At 65.3% G+C, this 15,811-nt stretch carries 14 protein-coding genes; 10 read left to right on the top strand and 4 right to left on the bottom strand.

Annotated features, from left to right (window positions below; all coding sequences use genetic code 11):
• The first annotated feature begins 203 nt into the window (after nt 1–203).
• From AAFG16_RS22105 to AAFG16_RS22085, 5 genes are all read left to right on the top strand, one after another.
• On the top strand, nt 204–2,681 hold the full coding sequence (locus AAFG16_RS22105; protein ID WP_342740522.1) for a PAS domain S-box protein: 2,478 nt from the start codon (nt 204–206) through the stop codon (nt 2,679–2,681).
• A 294-nt stretch (nt 2,682–2,975) separates the two neighbouring features.
• Complete coding sequence (locus tag AAFG16_RS22100; RefSeq protein WP_342740950.1) at nt 2,976–3,353, top strand: EamA family transporter; 378 nt, start codon at nt 2,976–2,978, stop codon at nt 3,351–3,353.
• Between the two features lie 69 nt (nt 3,354–3,422).
• On the top strand, nt 3,423–4,706 hold the full coding sequence (locus tag AAFG16_RS22095; RefSeq protein WP_342740521.1) for an MFS transporter: 1,284 nt from the start codon (nt 3,423–3,425) through the stop codon (nt 4,704–4,706).
• A 25-nt stretch (nt 4,707–4,731) separates the two neighbouring features.
• Nucleotides 4,732–5,982, top strand: coding sequence for an arsenic transporter (locus AAFG16_RS22090; protein WP_342740520.1), 1,251 nt, complete (start codon nt 4,732–4,734; stop codon nt 5,980–5,982).
• 98 nt (nt 5,983–6,080) lie between these two features.
• Nucleotides 6,081–6,305, top strand: a complete 225-nt coding sequence (locus AAFG16_RS22085; protein WP_283086330.1) for a hypothetical protein — start codon at nt 6,081–6,083, stop codon at nt 6,303–6,305.
• Between the two features lie 51 nt (nt 6,306–6,356).
• On the opposite strand, the gene AAFG16_RS22080 is transcribed toward AAFG16_RS22085, so the two are convergent.
• Together AAFG16_RS22080 and AAFG16_RS22075 are read right to left on the bottom strand one after the other, a co-directional pair.
• Nucleotides 6,357–7,721 (bottom strand): MFS transporter, encoded by a 1,365-nt coding sequence (locus AAFG16_RS22080; protein WP_342740519.1) that lies wholly within the window; start codon nt 7,719–7,721, stop codon nt 6,357–6,359.
• Between the two features lie 24 nt (nt 7,722–7,745).
• Nucleotides 7,746–8,513, bottom strand: coding sequence for a GntR family transcriptional regulator (locus AAFG16_RS22075; protein WP_283086328.1), 768 nt, complete (start codon nt 8,511–8,513; stop codon nt 7,746–7,748).
• A gap of 179 nt (nt 8,514–8,692) precedes the next feature.
• On the opposite strand from AAFG16_RS22075, the gene AAFG16_RS22070 reads away from it, so the two are divergent.
• From AAFG16_RS22070 to AAFG16_RS22060, 3 genes are read left to right on the top strand one after another with little or no spacing between them, the layout of a single operon-like run.
• Entirely contained in the window at nt 8,693–9,892 is a 1,200-nt protein-coding gene (locus AAFG16_RS22070) for a mandelate racemase/muconate lactonizing enzyme family protein (protein WP_342740518.1), read from the top strand.
• Between the two features lie 11 nt (nt 9,893–9,903).
• Nucleotides 9,904–10,671, top strand: a complete 768-nt coding sequence (locus AAFG16_RS22065) for an SDR family oxidoreductase (RefSeq protein WP_342740517.1) — start codon at nt 9,904–9,906, stop codon at nt 10,669–10,671.
• 22 nt (nt 10,672–10,693) lie between these two features.
• Entirely contained in the window at nt 10,694–11,731 is a 1,038-nt protein-coding gene (locus tag AAFG16_RS22060) for an L-idonate 5-dehydrogenase (protein ID WP_342740516.1), read from the top strand.
• Nucleotides 11,732–11,786: 55 nt separating this feature from the next.
• On the opposite strand, the gene AAFG16_RS22055 is transcribed toward AAFG16_RS22060, so the two are convergent.
• Complete coding sequence (locus AAFG16_RS22055) at nt 11,787–12,653, bottom strand: DUF2380 domain-containing protein (protein ID WP_342740515.1); 867 nt, start codon at nt 12,651–12,653, stop codon at nt 11,787–11,789.
• A gap of 187 nt (nt 12,654–12,840) precedes the next feature.
• Between AAFG16_RS22055 and AAFG16_RS22050 the strand changes: the two genes are divergently transcribed.
• Together AAFG16_RS22050 and AAFG16_RS22045 are read left to right on the top strand one after the other, a co-directional pair.
• Complete coding sequence (locus AAFG16_RS22050; protein WP_342740514.1) at nt 12,841–14,223, top strand: HAMP domain-containing sensor histidine kinase; 1,383 nt, start codon at nt 12,841–12,843, stop codon at nt 14,221–14,223.
• Entirely contained in the window at nt 14,220–14,897 is a 678-nt protein-coding gene (locus AAFG16_RS22045) for a response regulator transcription factor (RefSeq protein WP_283086322.1), read from the top strand. The genes AAFG16_RS22050 and AAFG16_RS22045 overlap by 4 nt, the downstream gene beginning before the upstream one ends.
• Here the strand turns inward: AAFG16_RS22045 and AAFG16_RS22040 are convergent.
• A complete protein-coding gene (locus tag AAFG16_RS22040) occupies nt 14,878–15,720 on the bottom strand; it encodes a hypothetical protein (RefSeq protein WP_342740513.1) in 843 nt (280 codons plus the stop codon). The genes AAFG16_RS22045 and AAFG16_RS22040 overlap by 20 nt on opposite strands.
• Nucleotides 15,721–15,811: the final 91 nt, after the last annotated feature.

The following is a 15,811-nucleotide window of genomic DNA, read 5'->3' as shown; positions in this document are numbered from 1 at the left end:
TTGGGAAAGGGAGTTTTATGAATGAGAGTCGTGGCGCCCCGCAAAGACGCCTCGGCGGGCCGATCGTTCCAGTCCTCGGAACAAATTGCCAGCGCCGGCGTTTGGTCCATAGCCACCGCCATCCATTTGATCACGCCTTTCCGACTTATTCCTTCTTGAGCAATGGCTATCACGCTTTGTCTGTGTGAATATCGGCCCGGCACGTGCGCTCTTGCATCACAACGGCCGACACCTTGAACGACAATACGCCCGAGACCCTTGCTGCCGAAAGGTTGCGCCAGCACCTCGAAGACATCGCGCGCGAGCGCGATGAAGCCTATCGTGCGCTCCAGGAGCGCGAGGCGGAGCTGGCGCGCATCCAACGCATCGGCAAGGTCGGAGGCCTCGAGGTCGACTTCCGCGAAGGCTTTCGGAACCGCCGTTCGCCCGAATATCTGATGATCCACGGCCTGCCTCCCGAGGCCGCCGACGAGACGCACGAGGATTGGGTCAATCGCATCCATCCCGAGGACCGCGATGCGGCCGTCAAGCATTTCTTCGAGGCGCTGGCCGGGACCAGCGAGGACTATACGGCCGAGTACCGCATCATCCGCCCCAGCGACGGCGAGACCCGCTGGATCCGCGTCGTCGCCAAGATCGAACGCGACCGCGACGGTCGCGCCATCCGCCTTGTCGGCGCCCATATCGACATCACCGACCAGGCGCTCGCGCGCGAGACGCTGCGCGAGAGCGAGGAACGCTTCCGGCTGATCGCCGACAGTGCTCCGGTGCCGATCTGGGTGACCAAGCTCGACCGCACGCGATCCTTCGCCAACCAGGCCTATGTCGATTTCGTCGGCCTGCCCTACGACCAGGCCATCGCGTTCGACTGGCGCAAGGTGCTGCATCCCGACGACCTGCCGCATGTGCTCCAGCAATCCGTCCAGGGTGAGGCCTCGCTAAAACCGTTCGTGCTGGAGGCTCGCTACAAGAACGCGAGCGGCGAATGGCGCTGGCTGCGTTCGGAATCGCAGCCGCGCTGGGATCCGACCGGCAAGCATATCGGCTTCATCGGCGTCGCCCACGACGTCACCGTCGCCAAGCAGGCCGAGATCGAGCTGCGCCGGCTCAACGAGACGCTGGAAGAGCGCATCGTCGAGCGCACCGCCGAGCTCGAGTCCAACGAGGCGCGGCTGCGCGCGATCCTGGAGACCAGCAACCAATATCAGGGCCTGGTCAATCTCAGAGGAGAGTTGCTCTACGCCAACAACACCGCACTTGACGGCATCAAGGCGAGCTCTGCGGATGTGATCGGCAAGCCGTTCTGGGAGACACCCTGGTTCACCGACACACATGGCATGAGCGCCGCCGTGCGCGAAGCCTTCGACACCGTGCTGAAGGGCGAAGCGGTACGGCTGGAGATGCGTCTGCGCCTGCCGATCGGCGAGCGCGATTTCGAGTTCAGCATGCGTCCCGTGCTCGACCGCCACGGCAACATCACCGGCGCGGTACCCGAGGCCGTCGACATCACCGAGCGCCGCCGCGGCGAGGAAGCGCTGCGGCAGTCGCAGAAGATGGAGGCGATCGGCCAGCTCACCGGCGGCGTCGCGCATGACTTCAACAATCTCCTCACCATCATCCGCTCGGCGACCGACTTCCTGCGCCGGCGCGAGCTTCCGGAGGAGCGCCGCCGTCGCTATGTCGACGCCATCTCCGACACCGTCGAGCGCGCTTCCAAGCTGACCGCGCAGCTCCTGGCCTTTGCGCGAAGGCAGCCGCTCAAGCCGCAGATCTTCAACGTCGGCAGCCAGGTCGAGGGTGTGGCGCAGCTGATCCGGCCGCTGGTCGGCGGCCGCATCGAGATCGTCGTCGAGATCAACCATACCGACTGCTTTACGGTGGCCGACATCGCGCAGTTCGAGACCGCGCTGATCAACCTCGCCATCAACGCCCGCGACGCCATGGACGGCGAAGGCCGCCTCACCATCGCGGTGCGCAAGGTCTCCGGGATTCCCGGCCTTCGCGCGCAATCGGCGCGGAGCGGCGACTATGTGGCGATCTCGGTGACCGACACCGGCTGCGGCATCGCGCCCGAAAACATCGAGGCCATCTTCGAGCCTTTCTTCACCACCAAGGAGGTCGGCAAGGGCACTGGGCTCGGCCTCAGCCAGGCGTTCGGCTTCGCAAAGCAGTCCGAGGGCGACATCGCGGTGACGAGCACGCAGGGCAAGGGCGCGAGGTTCACCATTTACCTGCCGCAGGCGCAAAGTCCTACCGCCGAGAAGGAAGCCGCAGCGCTGACCAGCGAGGCCGCAACCACTGGGCGCGGCTACAGCGTGCTCGTGGTCGAGGACAATGACGATGTCGGCCAGTTCTCGACCGAGCTTTTGGAAGACCTGGGCTATGTCGTCCGCCGCGTCGCCAACGCCAATGCCGCGCTGGCGATTCTCGGCGAGAACGAATTTGCCGTCGACCTCGTCTTCTCCGACGTCATCATGCCCGGCATGAACGGCGTCGAGCTCGCCGGCGTGATCCGCGAGCGCTACCCGGGCCTGCCGGTGGTGCTGACCAGCGGCTACAGCAACGTGCTCGCCGAGAACGCCCATCGCGGTTTCGAGCTGATCCAGAAGCCGTATTCGGTGGAGTCGCTCTCGCGCATCCTGCGCAAGGCGATCACCGAGAAGCTGTCGGTGGCAAGGTGAGTGTGAGCCAAGCAAAACGCTGTCGTCCCGGACAAGCGCGCCTCAAGCGCGCGCCGATCCGGGACCCATAACCACAGGATTGTGTTTGGCGAAGAACGACGACGCATGTGCCCCAAGAAAGATTCCGCGGTATGGGTCCCGGATCTGCGCTTCGCTTGTCCGGGACGACAGCGGAGTGTTTGGCTAGCACCCTCCACCCCATCACCTCGCAAAACTTGATCCGGCACCCCCAATGAAACCCGCCCTCCTCTCGCCTGGCAGACCTGGGCGCTCCTCTCCGCCTGCTTTGCCGCGCTGACCGCGATCTTCGCCAAAGTCGGTGTCGAGAACATCAATCCGGACCTCGCCACCTTCATTCGCACCGTCGTGGTGCTGCTCGCCTTCTCTGCGCTGCTGTTCTTCACCGGCCAATTCGCCATGCCCTCTGCGGTCTCCTCAAAAACCTGGCTGTTCCTGGTTTTGTCAGGACTTGCGACCGGCGCCTCATGGCTCTGCTATTTCCGTGCGCTGAAGCTTGGCCCGGCAACACTGGTCGCGCCGATCGACAAGCTCAGCGTCGTCCTGGTCGCCCTCTTCGCTTTCGCCTTTCTCGGCGAGCGACCGACCGCGCAGGGCTGGATTGGGATCACCATGATCGGCGCCGGCGCGGTGCTGCTGGCCGTGAAGTTTTAAGTCGGGGAACAAAGGTGGTATGAGATCGGTTTCTGCCGGGGCGTTTTCCGAGCCTCGATCGAGAGACCGATGTCGAGCGAAAACCCCGATCAGGCAAGGCAGGCTGGCCGCGCGCTGGATGCGGCGAATTTCTTTCTTGCCGACGTCCGCGACGGGCTCGGGCCCTATCTCGCCGTCTATCTCCTCACCGAGCAGCACTGGAACGAGGCGCGCATTGGCCTCGTGATGTCGATCGCGACCATTGCCGGCATCGTGGCGCAGACGCCCGCCGGCGCGCTGGTCGACGCGACGCGGAGCAAGCGGCTGGTGATGGTCATCGCCGCCATCATGGTCACGCTCGCGTCCCTGGCGCTGCCGCTGTTTCCCGCCTTCCTGCCGGTCGCGATCTCGCAAGGCATCGCGCAGGCCGCCGCCGTGGTGTTTCCGCCGGCGATCGCGGCCGTCTCGCTCGGCATTTTTGGTCATGCCGCCTTCACCCGGCGGATTGGCCGCAATGAAACCTTCAACCACGCCGGCAACGCGGTCGCGGCCGGACTCGCGGGCCTCTCCGCCTACCGGTTCGGCCCGACGGTCGTCTTCTACCTTCTCGGCGCAATGGCAATCGCGAGCCTCGTCAGCATCCTCGCGATCCCGGCCCGCGCCATCGACCATGATCTGGCCCGCGGGCTACACGATGCCGATACGGAGACCCAGTGCGAACAGCCGTCCGGCCTCGGCGTCCTCCTGACCTGCCGCCCGCTGCTCGTCTTCGCGATCTGCGTCCTGCTCTTCCATCTCTCCAACGCGGCGATGCTGCCGCTGGTCGGACAGAAATTGGCGCTCCAGGACAAGAACATCGGCACCAGCCTGATGTCGGCCTGTATCGTTGCCGCCCAAGTCGTGATGGTGCCGTTTGCGATGCTGGTCGGCGCCCGGGCCGACCACTGGGGCCACAAGCGCTTCTTCCTCGCCGCTCTCCTGATCCTGCCGCTTCGGGGAGCGCTCTATACGCTCTCGGACAATCCGTTCTGGCTGGTCGGCGTCCAGCTCCTCGACGGCGTCGGCGCCGGCATCTTTGGCGCGATCTTCCCGGTCATCGTCGCCGACCTCATGCGCAACACCGGCCGCTTCAACGTCGCGCAGGGCGCCGTCATCACTGCGCAGAGCATCGGCGCGGCTCTGTCGACCACGCTAGCTGGCCTCGTTGTGGTTGGCGCGGGTTATAGTGCGGCCTTCATCACGCTCGGCGCGGTCGCCGCAATCGGCGCCGTCATCTGCCTCCTTGCTTTACCCGAGACGCGGCAAATCACAGATAGCGGTTCCCGCCCGCGGGGGAAGACAGCGGCATCGGCTTCCGCTATCGCTGCCAAATGAACCCATTCCATCTTAAGGACTGAACGTGCCGTCTGACGCCATCTGGGCCTGGAGCATCATCGTCGCCGCGACCGCAGGCGTCATCATCCGTCCCTTCCGCCTGCCCGAGGCGATCTGGGCCGTGATCGGCGCCGCGGCGCTGGTGCTGCTCGGCCTCTTGTCGTGGCAGGACGCGCTCACCGGCATCGAGAAGGGCATCGACGTCTATCTCTTCCTGATCGGCATGATGCTGATCGCCGAGCTCGCCCGGCTCGAAGGCCTGTTCGACTATCTCGCCGCGCTCGCGGTGGAGTATGCAGACGGCTCGCCGCAGCGGTTGTTTTTACTGATCTACCTTGTCGGCACGCTGGTCACGGTGCTCTTGTCGAACGACGCGACCGCGATCGTGCTGACGCCGGCGGTCTATGCCGCAACTCGTGCGGCCGGCGCAAAGCCGCTGCCCTATCTTTTTGTCTGCGCCTTCATTGCAAACGCCGCCAGCTTCGTGCTGCCGATCTCGAACCCCGCCAATCTCGTTGTGTTCGGCTCGCGCATGCCGCATCTGACCGAATGGCTGCGTCAGTTCGCCCTGCCCTCGCTCGCCTCGATCGTGCTGACCTATGTCGTCCTGCGCCTCACCCAGCACCGCGCGCTGCAGGAGGAGACCATGGAGCGCCGCGTGCCGCACAAGGTGCTCAGCCGCGGCGGCAAGCTGACCGCGATCGGCATTGCCGCGATCGGCGTCGTGCTGATCACGGCCTCCGCGCTCGACAAGCAGCTTGGCCTGCCGACCTTCATCTGCGGCGCCGTGACGACCGGCCTCGTCCTGCTGCTCAGCCGCCAATCGCCCATGCCGGTGCTGAAGCACGTGTCCTGGAGCGTGCTGCCGCTGGTCGCCGGGCTTTTCGTGATGGTGGAAGCGCTGGTGAAAACTGGCGTGATCGGCCATCTCAGCGCACTTCTGCACGAGGCCGTCGCGCAGTCCGTACCCAAGGCCGGCTGGAGCGTCGGGATCGCCACCGCCATTGCCACCAATATCGCCAATAACCTGCCGGTCGGCCTTGTCGCCGGGTCGATTGTAGCCGCCGATCACCTGCCCACATCGGTGGTGAGCGCCATCCTGATCGGCGTCGACCTGGGGCCGAATTTCTCGATCACCGGATCGCTCGCCACCATCCTGTGGCTGGTGGCGCTGCGCCGCGAGAAGATCGAGGTGAGCGCCTGGCCGTTCCTCAAATTGGGACTGCTCGTGACGCCGCCGGCCCTGATCGCAGCACTGGCGGCGGCGATCCATTAACCGCGCGAATACTTTGCGGCGCATCAATGTGGCCCGCAACGCCCGGCCTATACTTCATCTTGCCGCGCAGCTCGTGAGCCGCGGCAAGGAGGTCGATCATGCAGATTCAATCGAAGGCATTGCCGCAGAGCTTCTTCTTGCGCCGCTCGTTTCAGAGCTCTCTCGCGAAAGGCGGGTCGTCACACCCGATGCTGATCTTCTCGGTCGTGGTGCTGCTGGCCCTGTTCGCGATCGTGGAGATCGACCTGCACAGTGCCCAGCTTCAGGTGATCGGCCTGCTCGGGTACGGCGCCGGGATCGACCCCATTTTCCTGAGCCCGTAGCAAGAAAAGCCCGATCGCGGCCATCAGGCCGCGACCGGGTAACGTCCGTCGTCAGTCGTTCTCGTAGCCGTAGACTTCCGGCAGGATGAAGATTGCGGCGAGCAATCCGATCAGCGGGAAGATCGCAACGAACAGCGTGGCGCCCGCCTGCCCGATCGCCGCGAACAGCGACGGGAACAGGAAGATCGCCAAGAACGACGGCAGCTTCACGAACATGTAGGCGAAGCCGCTCGCGGTGCCGCGATATTTCGGCTTGGCGACCATGGTCGGGATCGTCATGCAGTTCGAGGCGTCCCAATAATGGCCCCACAGCATCGCGGCGGCCGCGAACGGCAGCAGTATCTTGTTGTCGGTGTAGAGCGCGAAGGCCGCGACCAAAAGCGAGGCAAGCACGATGCCGAAACCTGCAATCGCGATGCCGCGATGGCCGATCTTGGGCGTCAGGAGCGGGCCGACCCAGCCGGACAGCGCGGCGAAGCAGAACAATCCCATCGTCACGAGGTTGTTGCCGAGCACGCTGGACACGCCGACCATCACGAACAGCACCGGCAGGTAGAAGGCGAAGGTCGAGAATTCGCTGCCTTGCGCGAAGCAGGCGATCCAGCCGTACACCGTGGCGCGCCAGCGGATCGGGTCCTTCTTGAGATCGGCGAGGAAGGCGCGGGTCGAGACCTTCGGCACTTCCACGTCCTGGTCCGGCAGCATGTCGAGATTGTCGTTGAACATCTCACGCGCGACCTGCTTGGCCTCGCGGTAGCGTCCCTTCTGCACCAGCCAGACCGCCGTCTCCGGCACGTCGTGGCGCATGATCAGGATGATCAGCGCCGGCACCGCGCCGAGGCCGAGCGTCACGCGCCACAGCATCTCGTGCTGCATGTCGATCAGCAGGAAGATCACGATGACGCCGATGGTCAGCACCTCGCCGACCGCGAACATGAACTGCCAGCGGTTGCCCATGACCTCGCGCTCACCCTTGGCCATGGATTCCATAATGTAGGTGTAGCCGGTCGAGATGTCCGAGCCGAGCGGGATGCCGAGCAGGAAGCGGATCACGACGAGCCAGCCCACGCTCGGCACGAAGGCCTGCGCCAGCGCCAGCACGATGAACAGCACCATCGTCACCAGGAACATCACGCGGCGGCCGATCTTGTCGGACAGCCAGCCGCCGAGCAGCGCACCGATCAGCGCGCCGCCTTGCGTGCCCGCGGCGGCAAGGCCGAGCATCAGCGGATCGGGATTGTACTGCTCCTTGATGAAGATCAGCACGAAGGCGATCGAATAGAGGTCCCAGGCCTCGACCAGGATCGAGGCCATCATCAGCCAGCCGACCTTGTTGCCCTTGGGACTGTAGTTGGTGATGAGGTAGCGGACCGCGGCTTCGCTCGCGGTCGGTTGTGGCATGGCCATCGTTGACATTCTTCTTCCTTTCTTCTGAACTCTTTACGTGCCGAGCAGCGGCTCGATGCTGCAATCGAGCAGGCGCGGATCGATCCCCGCCTCCATGCCCGTGAACATCTCGCCCATGTAGTCGATCAGCGCATCGCTGGCCTTCACGGCGTCGTCGACGCGTCGGCTGGCGACGGCTGCGAGAATGGCGAGATGATGATCGATCGTGCCTGACAGATCGGCCTGCCCCGGCATGAAGCGGTGATGGATGTAGCCGATGCGGCGATAGAGCGTGTGCAGCGGCCGCAGCGTGTGCACCAGGAACGGCTCGCCGGCGGCCTCCAGCACCAGCGCGTCGATGCGGCGGTCGAGGCTGTTGAACTCGTCGAGTGTCAAAGTGGCGCGACGTTCGCGCAGCAGCCGCTCAATGTGCAGCGCCTGATTGCGGTGGGACAGGCTGGCGCGATCCGCCGCGAGGCGAATGACAAAACGCTCCATGTCGCGGCGCAAGGCCAGCAGCATGCGCTCACGCGCAAGATCGATCGGCGCGATGTGCAGGCCATGACGCGGACGGATGATGATGAGCGTGTCAGCGGACAGACGATTGACGGCGTGATGCACCGGCGTACGGCCGAAACCGGTGATCTGCTGCAACTCCAGCATCGTCATGAATTGTCCGGGCTTGAGCTCGCAGTGAACAAGGAGCTCTTCGATCTTCTGATAGGCCAGCTCGAAGAAATTGAGCCGGTTGCGCCGCGAGGGCTTGCCCTCGCCGTCGTCGTCGTTTCTCACCACCTCGAGCGCGCGCTTGCGGCGTGCCATGTCGTCCTCTCCCGTTAGACCCGCGCGCTCGTTGCTCGGTGGCGCCACATCTGTGGCACCCTTAAAACATGTTGTGATATATTACAAGCAGGCGTAAGACGTCCGCACGACCTGCAACATGTTGCAGTGCAAAACGAAACGTCGGGTGCGAAGCGCCTTTTGATGGGAGGAGAGTTGCCGTGAAGATCACGTCGATCGAGACACTGCGTACCGAGGAATTTTCCAACGTCATCTGGGTGCGCATCCACACCGACATGGGCATGATCGGTCTCGGCGAGACCTTCTATGGCGCGGGCGCAGTCGAAGCGCAGATCCACGACACCTTTGCTGGCCGCCTGCTCGGCCGCAATCCGCTGCACATCGAGGCCATCCATCGCGACATGCTGAACCTGCCGATGGCGCAGTCCTCGACCGGTGTCGAATATCGTGCGGCGTCAGCGATCGACATCGCGCTGTGGGACCTGTTCGGCAAGGTCTGCGGCCAGCCGGTGCACCAGATGCTCGGCGGCCTCTGCCGCGACAAGCAGCGCATCTACAACACCTGCGCCGGCACGCAATATGTCCGCTCCACCAATATCAGCCCGGTCTCGAACTGGAATCTCGGAGCGTCCAAGGGGCCCTATGAAGACCTCGACGGCTTCATGAACCGCGCCGATGCGCTTGCCGAAAGCCTGCTCGAAAGCGGCATCTCGGCGATGAAGATCTGGCCGTTCGATCCCGCCGCTCAGGAAAACAAGGGTCTCTACATCACCGCAGCCCAGATGAAGCAGGCGATCGAGCCGTTTGAGAAGATCCGCAAGGCCGTCGGTGACAAGATGGAGATCATGGTCGAGCTCCATTCGCTGTGGAATCTGCCGACCGCCAAGCAGATCGCGCGCGCGCTCGAGCCCTACAAGCCGACCTGGTACGAAGACCCGATCCGGATGAACTCGCCGCAGGCGCTGGCCGAATACGCCCGCTCGACCGACGTCTGGGTCTGCGCCAGCGAGACGCTGGGCTCGCGCTTCCCCTACAAGGACATGCTCGACCGCGACGCCATGCACGTGGTGATGGCCGACCTGTGCTGGACCGGCGGCCTCACCGAGGGCCGCAAGATCGCGGCGATGGCCGAGACCTATCACCGGCCGTTCGCACCGCATGATTGCATCGGCCCGATCGGCTTCATCGCCGCCATCCAAATGTCGTTCAGCCAGCCCAACACCTTGATCCAGGAATCCGTGCGCGCCTTCTACAAGGGCTGGTACAATGAGCTCGTCACCACGATGCCCGTGATCAAGGACGGCTATGTCTTCCCGATGGAAGGCCCCGGCCTCGGCGTCGACCTTCTGCCCGCCGTCTTCGAGCGCTCCGATCTGACCGTGCGCCGCTCCAACGTCTGAGGAATTTTGAGATGAGCACCGCCCTGTTCGACCTCTCCGGCCGCACCGCGCTCGTGACCGGCTCCTCCCGCGGCCTCGGCCGCGCCATCGCCGAGGGCATGGCCAAGGCCGGCGCCAAGATCATCGTCAACGGCGTCGATGCCAAGCGCGTGGAGCAGGCCGTCGCAGAATTCCGCGCTGCCGGGCATCAGGCCGAAGGCGCAGCCTTCAACGTCACCGACGAGCCCGCGATCGTCGCAGCGTTCAACGACTTCGATAAAAAGGGCCTCGCCGTCGATATCGTCGTCAACAATGCCGGCATCCAGCACCGCAAGCCGCTGGTGGAATTCACCACCGACGAATGGCGCAAGGTGATCGAGACCAACCTGACCAGCGCTTTCGTGATCGGCCGCGAGGCCGCCAAGCGCATGATCCCGCGCAAGCACGGCAAGATCATCAATATCGGCTCGCTCGGCAGCGAGCTCGCGCGCCCGACCATCGCGCCCTACACCGCCGCCAAGGGCGGCATCAAGAACTTGACCCGCTCGATGGCGGTGGAATGGGCCCAGCACGGCATTCAGGCCAACGCGATCGGCCCCGGCTACATGCTCACCGACATGAACGAGGCGCTGGTCAACAACGCCGACTTCAACAACTGGCTGATGGGCCGCATTCCGTCAAAACGGTGGGGCAAGCCGGATGAGCTGGTGGGCGCCGCGATCTTCCTCGCCTCGGACGCATCCACCTACGTCAACGGCCAGATCATCTATGTCGACGGCGGCATGATCGCCGCGATGTAATCGCGAACAGGAAACGAGACCAATGCGCGCCGTCGTCATCCACGCTCCGAAAGACCTCCGGATCGACAGCTACCCTGATGCGGAGCCCGGCCCGGGCGAGGTCCGCGTCAAGATCGCCAATGGCGGCATCTGCGGCTCCGATTTGCACTACTACCATCACGGCGGTTTCGGCGTCGTGCGCATCCAGCAGCCGATGGCGCTTGGCCATGAGATCGCTGGCGTGGTCGCCGCAGTCGGTGACGGCGTCACCAGCGTGAAGGCTGGCGCCCGCGTCGCCGTCAATCCGAGCAAGCCGTGCGGCCAATGCCTGCATTGCCAGGAAGGCATGCGCAACCAGTGCCTCGACATGCGCTTCCTCGGCAGCGCGATGCGCTTTCCCCATGTGCAGGGCGGCTTTCGCGAGTTCATCACCGTCGATGCCACGCAGGCCGTGCCGATCTCCGACAAGCTGTCGCTGGCAGAAGCCGCCGTCGCCGAACCGCTCGCGGTGTGCCTGCATGCCGGCAAGCAGGCCGGTCCCCTGCTCGGCAAGCGCGTGCTGATCACCGGCTGCGGCCCGATCGGTGCGCTGATGATTTTGGTCTCGCGCTTTGGCGGCGCGTCCGAGATCGTGGTGACAGACGTCGCCGATGCGCCGCTGGCAGTCGCGAAAAAGCTCGGCGCCACGCACGCGATCAACGTTGCGAGCAATGCCACCGCGCTCGATCCCTGGCGCGCCGGCAAGGGCGTGTTCGACACGTTGTTCGAGGCCTCCGGCAATCAGGCCGCGCTGCGCGCCGCGCTCGATGTGCTCCGGCCCGGCGCGACGCTGGTGCAGCTCGGCCTCGGCGGCGAGATGACGCTGCCGATCAATTCGATCGTCGCCAAGGAATTGCAGCTCCGCGGCACCTTCCGCTTCGATCCCGAGTTCGAGCTGGCGGTACGGCTGATGGGCGACGGCCTGATCGACGTCAAGCCGCTGATCACAGCGACCATGCCGTTCGAGAACGCGGTCGCCGCCTTCGAGCTCGCCAGCGACCGGTCGCAATCGATGAAGGTGCAGCTGACTTTCGGAGCATGATCCGGAAAAGTGCGCGGCGGTTTTCCGATAAGATCATGCTCAAAAAGAATGAGCGCTACTGGCTCTCGACCAGCCTTTCGCTCACGAGGCGAACGGCCCCTCGTTTCCACGAATAGTCCGCGCCCATGCGCAGGCCGCTGTCGCCGCGCGCCAGCACCGCGCCGGTCCTGGCATCGCGGACCTGGAAGCCGAGCGTGTATTCGGTGCGGCTGACCCGCCGCACCACGCCGATCAGCGACTGGTCCGCGCCGAGCTTTTGCGCCATCGCCGCCTCGCAGCCGTTGCAATCGCGCAAGGCGTGCGCCTTCGCCGTCTCGCCGCCGATATCGACGATGCGATAGCGGCCGGATTGACTGAGCGCCTCGCGCACGCCGGCGGTAACTTCGGCGAGGTACGACGCATCCGACGTGGCCGACGCGCCCGCTGATGCGGCGGTCGTGTCCTCCAGCTCGAAATCGAACACGGCAAGCGCGACCGGCGCGGGCGTGGCGAGCGCGGCCATCACCTCGCGCGAGACAAAAATCTCGGCGCGCTCCCATGATTCATCATTGTCGCCGCGAAAAGTGTAGAGCTTGTCCATCACCAGCTTTTTGGTGCCGACATCGATCACGGCGACCTTGGCCCATTGCACCAGCGTGCTGGTCTTCTGGATGCCGCCGATGACCTTGAACGCCGCACCGTCCTGGGCCGATGGCGCCAGCCGGTAGCGGCCGCCCGCGCCGATGTCCCGCCTGAGCGCCGCCATGAACGCCGACAGCCGCCGCTCGTGGGCAGCGGTCTGGTTCGCCGGCTCTGCCGACGTATCGGTATAGCTGAAATCGTCCATGGCCACGCCGAGGGCGCCCTGGGCGGTCGCCGGCGAAGTGGCCGCCGGAAGGACGAGGAGGAAAAGCGCAGAGAGGATCGATCGGGTGCGGCGCATGCGGGCCTCATGTCGTGGAGCGGCGGCGCAATCTGGCGGGCGGCCCTGCGCCATGCAGCAGCGCCAGTCCCGATCAGCGCCGGGAAAATTTCACGACGTTGCAGTGCGGTAAAGCGTAAGGCTTTGCGCGGCTTGCGTTCTGCCGTTTAATGCGCCGGCGACAAACCCGTTCGCCAGGTGTCCGCCGATGTGGAACCGTCCGAGGTTCGATCTCAAGGTCCGACTGACGCTGCGCGTGGCCGCCATATCGGCCGCCTGCTTCGCCGCGATCTCCGCCTATTTCCTCATCACGGCCGATCGCGCGGCCCATGCGCGGATCGACAGCATCGCCGGCATCGTGGCGAAGTCGCTGGAGCTGCAGCAGGGCAAGACCCAGTGGGTGGCCGCCCCGCGCGCGGACTTTCCGAATCTCGATCCCGTGGCGGCCTATGTGATGACGCCCGGCCTGTGTCTGGCCGTCCGCGGCACCAGCGGCGACATGCTCCAGCGCTTCTGTAGTGGCGTGCCTCCGGCAACGCCGCCGCCGCAGGCCTTCACGGCGTTCTATCGCAGCCTGTTCGACCCCGGCCGCGAGGCGGCTCGGCCGGTGGTCGTGCGCGGAGCAAAGCTCGGCGATGCCGTGGTCTGGCTCGATCCGGCGGTGCAGACGGCCGAGGCCTGGCACGAGGCCGGCCGCCTGATGCTGGCACTCGCAATCGCCCTGCCGCTGTTGTGCGTCCTGGTCTACGCCGCGCTGGCGCGGGCGCTGCGCCCGACCCACATGATCCGCACTGGCCTCGAACGGGTCGCCGCCGGCGACCTCACCGCGCGGCTGCCGCCGTTCGACCTCGCCGAGCTGTCCGCCATCCGCGACGTCTTCAACCATCTCGCCGAAAGCCTCGACACTGCGCTCGCCGAGCGCAATGAGCTGACGCGGAAACTGATCGCGCTCCAGGACGAGGAGCGCCGTCATCTGGCGCGCGAGCTGCACGACGAGTTCGGCCAGTCCCTGGCCGCCATCCGCGCGCTCGCCTCCTCCGCCCGCCAGACCGCCGCGCAGGATTGCCCTGCTTTGCTCGGCGAATGCGACGGCATCGCGCGGACCGCAACCGGCATGATGGAGACGCTGCGCGGCGCGCTGTTCCGGCTGCGCCCGCCCGACGTCGAGGAGCTGGGGCTCGTCGCCAGCCTCGAAGGCCTGGTCGCAGGGTGGAACGGACGCAGCCGCGGCGAGCCGCGCTTTGCAATCCGCTTCGACGGCACGTTCGAGACCCCGCCCGCGACGATCAGCGCTAATCTCTACCGCATCGTGCAGGAGGCGCTCACCAATGCCGCCAAGCATGCAGGCGCCACCAAGGTCAGCCTGGAGCTGACGATGCGCCCTGAGGAGATCGCGCTCGCGATCGACGATGACGGACGCTCGGCCGATCCCGCCGGGAAATCCGGAATGGGCCTGCTCGGCATGCGCGAGCGCGTCGCGGCCTTGCGCGGCCGGCTGAGCTTCGAGCCGGGACCGAACGGCGGCTCGGCGCTGCGCGTCGTCATCCCGCTCGCGGCCGCCGATCGGCCGGTGCTGGAGCACGCGGCATGACCGCGACCATTCTGCTGGTCGACGATCATTCCGTCGTACGCGAAGGCTACCGCTCCGTGCTCGAGAAGCAGCCGGGCCTGCGCGTCGTCGCCGAGGCGTCGGACGGCGCCGAGGCCTACCGGCTGTTCAAATCCGAGGCGCCCGACCTCGTCATCATGGACCTGAGCATGCCCGGCATCGGCGGCATCGAGGCCGTCAGGCGCATCAGGCAATGGGACAAGTCCGCACGGATCCTCGTCTTCACCATGCACCAGAACGCCGGTTTCGCCGTGCAGGCGATCCGCGCCGGCGCGCGTGGCTACGTCACCAAGATGAGCCCGCCGGAGACGCTGGTGCGCGCGGTGATGGACGTGCTGGCCGGCAAGATCGCCATCAGCCCCGACATCGACCACGAGCTGGCGCTGAGCCGCATCAGCGGCGAGAGCTCGGCCGCCGACGTGCTGACGCCGCGCGAGTTCGAGGTGCTGCGGCTGCTGCTCGCCGAGAACACGACGGAGGAGATCGCCGAGACGCTGCATGTCAGCCCGAAGACGGTGGCCAACCTGCATTCGCTGATCAAGGACAAGCTCGGCGTCGGCTCCGACATCGAGCTGGTCCGGCTGGCGCTGCGCCAGGGACTGTTGACGGAGGTCGATCTCGGGGAGACCCGATCGCTCAGGCCAGATAACGCGTGAGATAGCCTTCCATGGCGTAGAGCGCACAGAGCGCGAGGCTCGACCACACCGCGGCGCTGAAATACAGGAACATCCAGGTCAGCTCGCCCTTCCAGTGCGCGATGTCGTGGGTCACCACCCAGCGCGTCGAGACGTCATGCAGGCCTTCGAGCAGGCCGAGAAATCGGTTGCCTTCGGCATGCCCTGCCCGCCAGCGGCTGAGATACATGGGCACGTCGACGGTGACGAGGAAGGCGAGGAAGCAGGCGATGCCGACGATGCCGGCGATCAGGGCCCAGCGCACCGGCCCCTGGAATTCCGGCATCAAGCGGCACAGCGCGATGCCGGCGAGGAAGAAGGTCACCGCCCACAGCGAGTTCTCGATCGCGTTGTAGAGGAAGTTAGTGGTCACGACCGCGTACCAGGAGAAGCACTCCGCGATGATGATGATGGGCACGATCACGAGCGCGATGTTCACCACGGTTTCCGCACCGGTCATGTGACCTAGTTGATGCAGGATGATCGCCCATTGCGCGACGAAGCAGAGCTCGGCCACGGTCGCAACCGTTCGGCCGACGGCGACGCTCGACAGCCAGGTGTCGAACAGGCAGATGCGCTGCACGTCGGCGCGCGGCAGCACCGAGCGGAAGGCGCAGCCGAACACATAGCCGGCGCAGAGCAGGAACATCAGTCCGATGTCCGAGCCGCCACCGACGCTGCCCGCAACCGTCGGATAGAACTCACGGTACAGCATGAACCAGACGAGGATGTTGGCGCTGCTCACAAGCGTCAGCGACCCCCACCACCACGCGAGGGGATTTGACCGCGCCTGCCACTGCAACATGATGAATCGCTCCGCCGTAATCGATGTGACACGTGTTCGTAATAATCCTGTCACAAGACGTCACGGAATCACGACAAAAATCTGTGTGCGG

This window comes from Bradyrhizobium sp. B117 (genome assembly GCF_038969555.1).
GTDB lineage: Bacteria > Pseudomonadota > Alphaproteobacteria > Rhizobiales > Xanthobacteraceae > Bradyrhizobium.
The sequence above is the reverse complement of the archived record's forward strand: the minus strand, read 5'-3'. Positions and strand labels throughout refer to the sequence as shown.

Excerpts from the sequence above, each read along its gene's own strand:
- AAFG16_RS22080 (WP_342740519.1), bottom strand. The coding sequence starts at position 7,721 with ATGTCAACGATGGCCATGCCACAACCGACCGCGAGCGAAGCCGCGGTC.
- AAFG16_RS22040 (WP_342740513.1), bottom strand. The coding sequence starts at position 15,720 with ATGTTGCAGTGGCAGGCGCGGTCAAATCCCCTCGCGTGGTGGTGGGGG.
- AAFG16_RS22065 (WP_342740517.1), top strand. The coding sequence starts at position 9,904 with ATGAGCACCGCCCTGTTCGACCTCTCCGGCCGCACCGCGCTCGTGACC.
- AAFG16_RS22085 (WP_283086330.1), top strand. The coding sequence starts at position 6,081 with ATGCAGATTCAATCGAAGGCATTGCCGCAGAGCTTCTTCTTGCGCCGC.
- AAFG16_RS22045 (WP_283086322.1), top strand. The coding sequence starts at position 14,220 with ATGACCGCGACCATTCTGCTGGTCGACGATCATTCCGTCGTACGCGAA.
- AAFG16_RS22095 (WP_342740521.1), top strand. The coding sequence starts at position 3,423 with ATGTCGAGCGAAAACCCCGATCAGGCAAGGCAGGCTGGCCGCGCGCTG.
- AAFG16_RS22060 (WP_342740516.1), top strand. The coding sequence starts at position 10,694 with ATGCGCGCCGTCGTCATCCACGCTCCGAAAGACCTCCGGATCGACAGC.
- AAFG16_RS22055 (WP_342740515.1), bottom strand. The coding sequence starts at position 12,653 with ATGCGCCGCACCCGATCGATCCTCTCTGCGCTTTTCCTCCTCGTCCTT.
- AAFG16_RS22075 (WP_283086328.1), bottom strand. The coding sequence starts at position 8,513 with ATGGCACGCCGCAAGCGCGCGCTCGAGGTGGTGAGAAACGACGACGAC.
- AAFG16_RS22050 (WP_342740514.1), top strand. The coding sequence starts at position 12,841 with ATGTGGAACCGTCCGAGGTTCGATCTCAAGGTCCGACTGACGCTGCGC.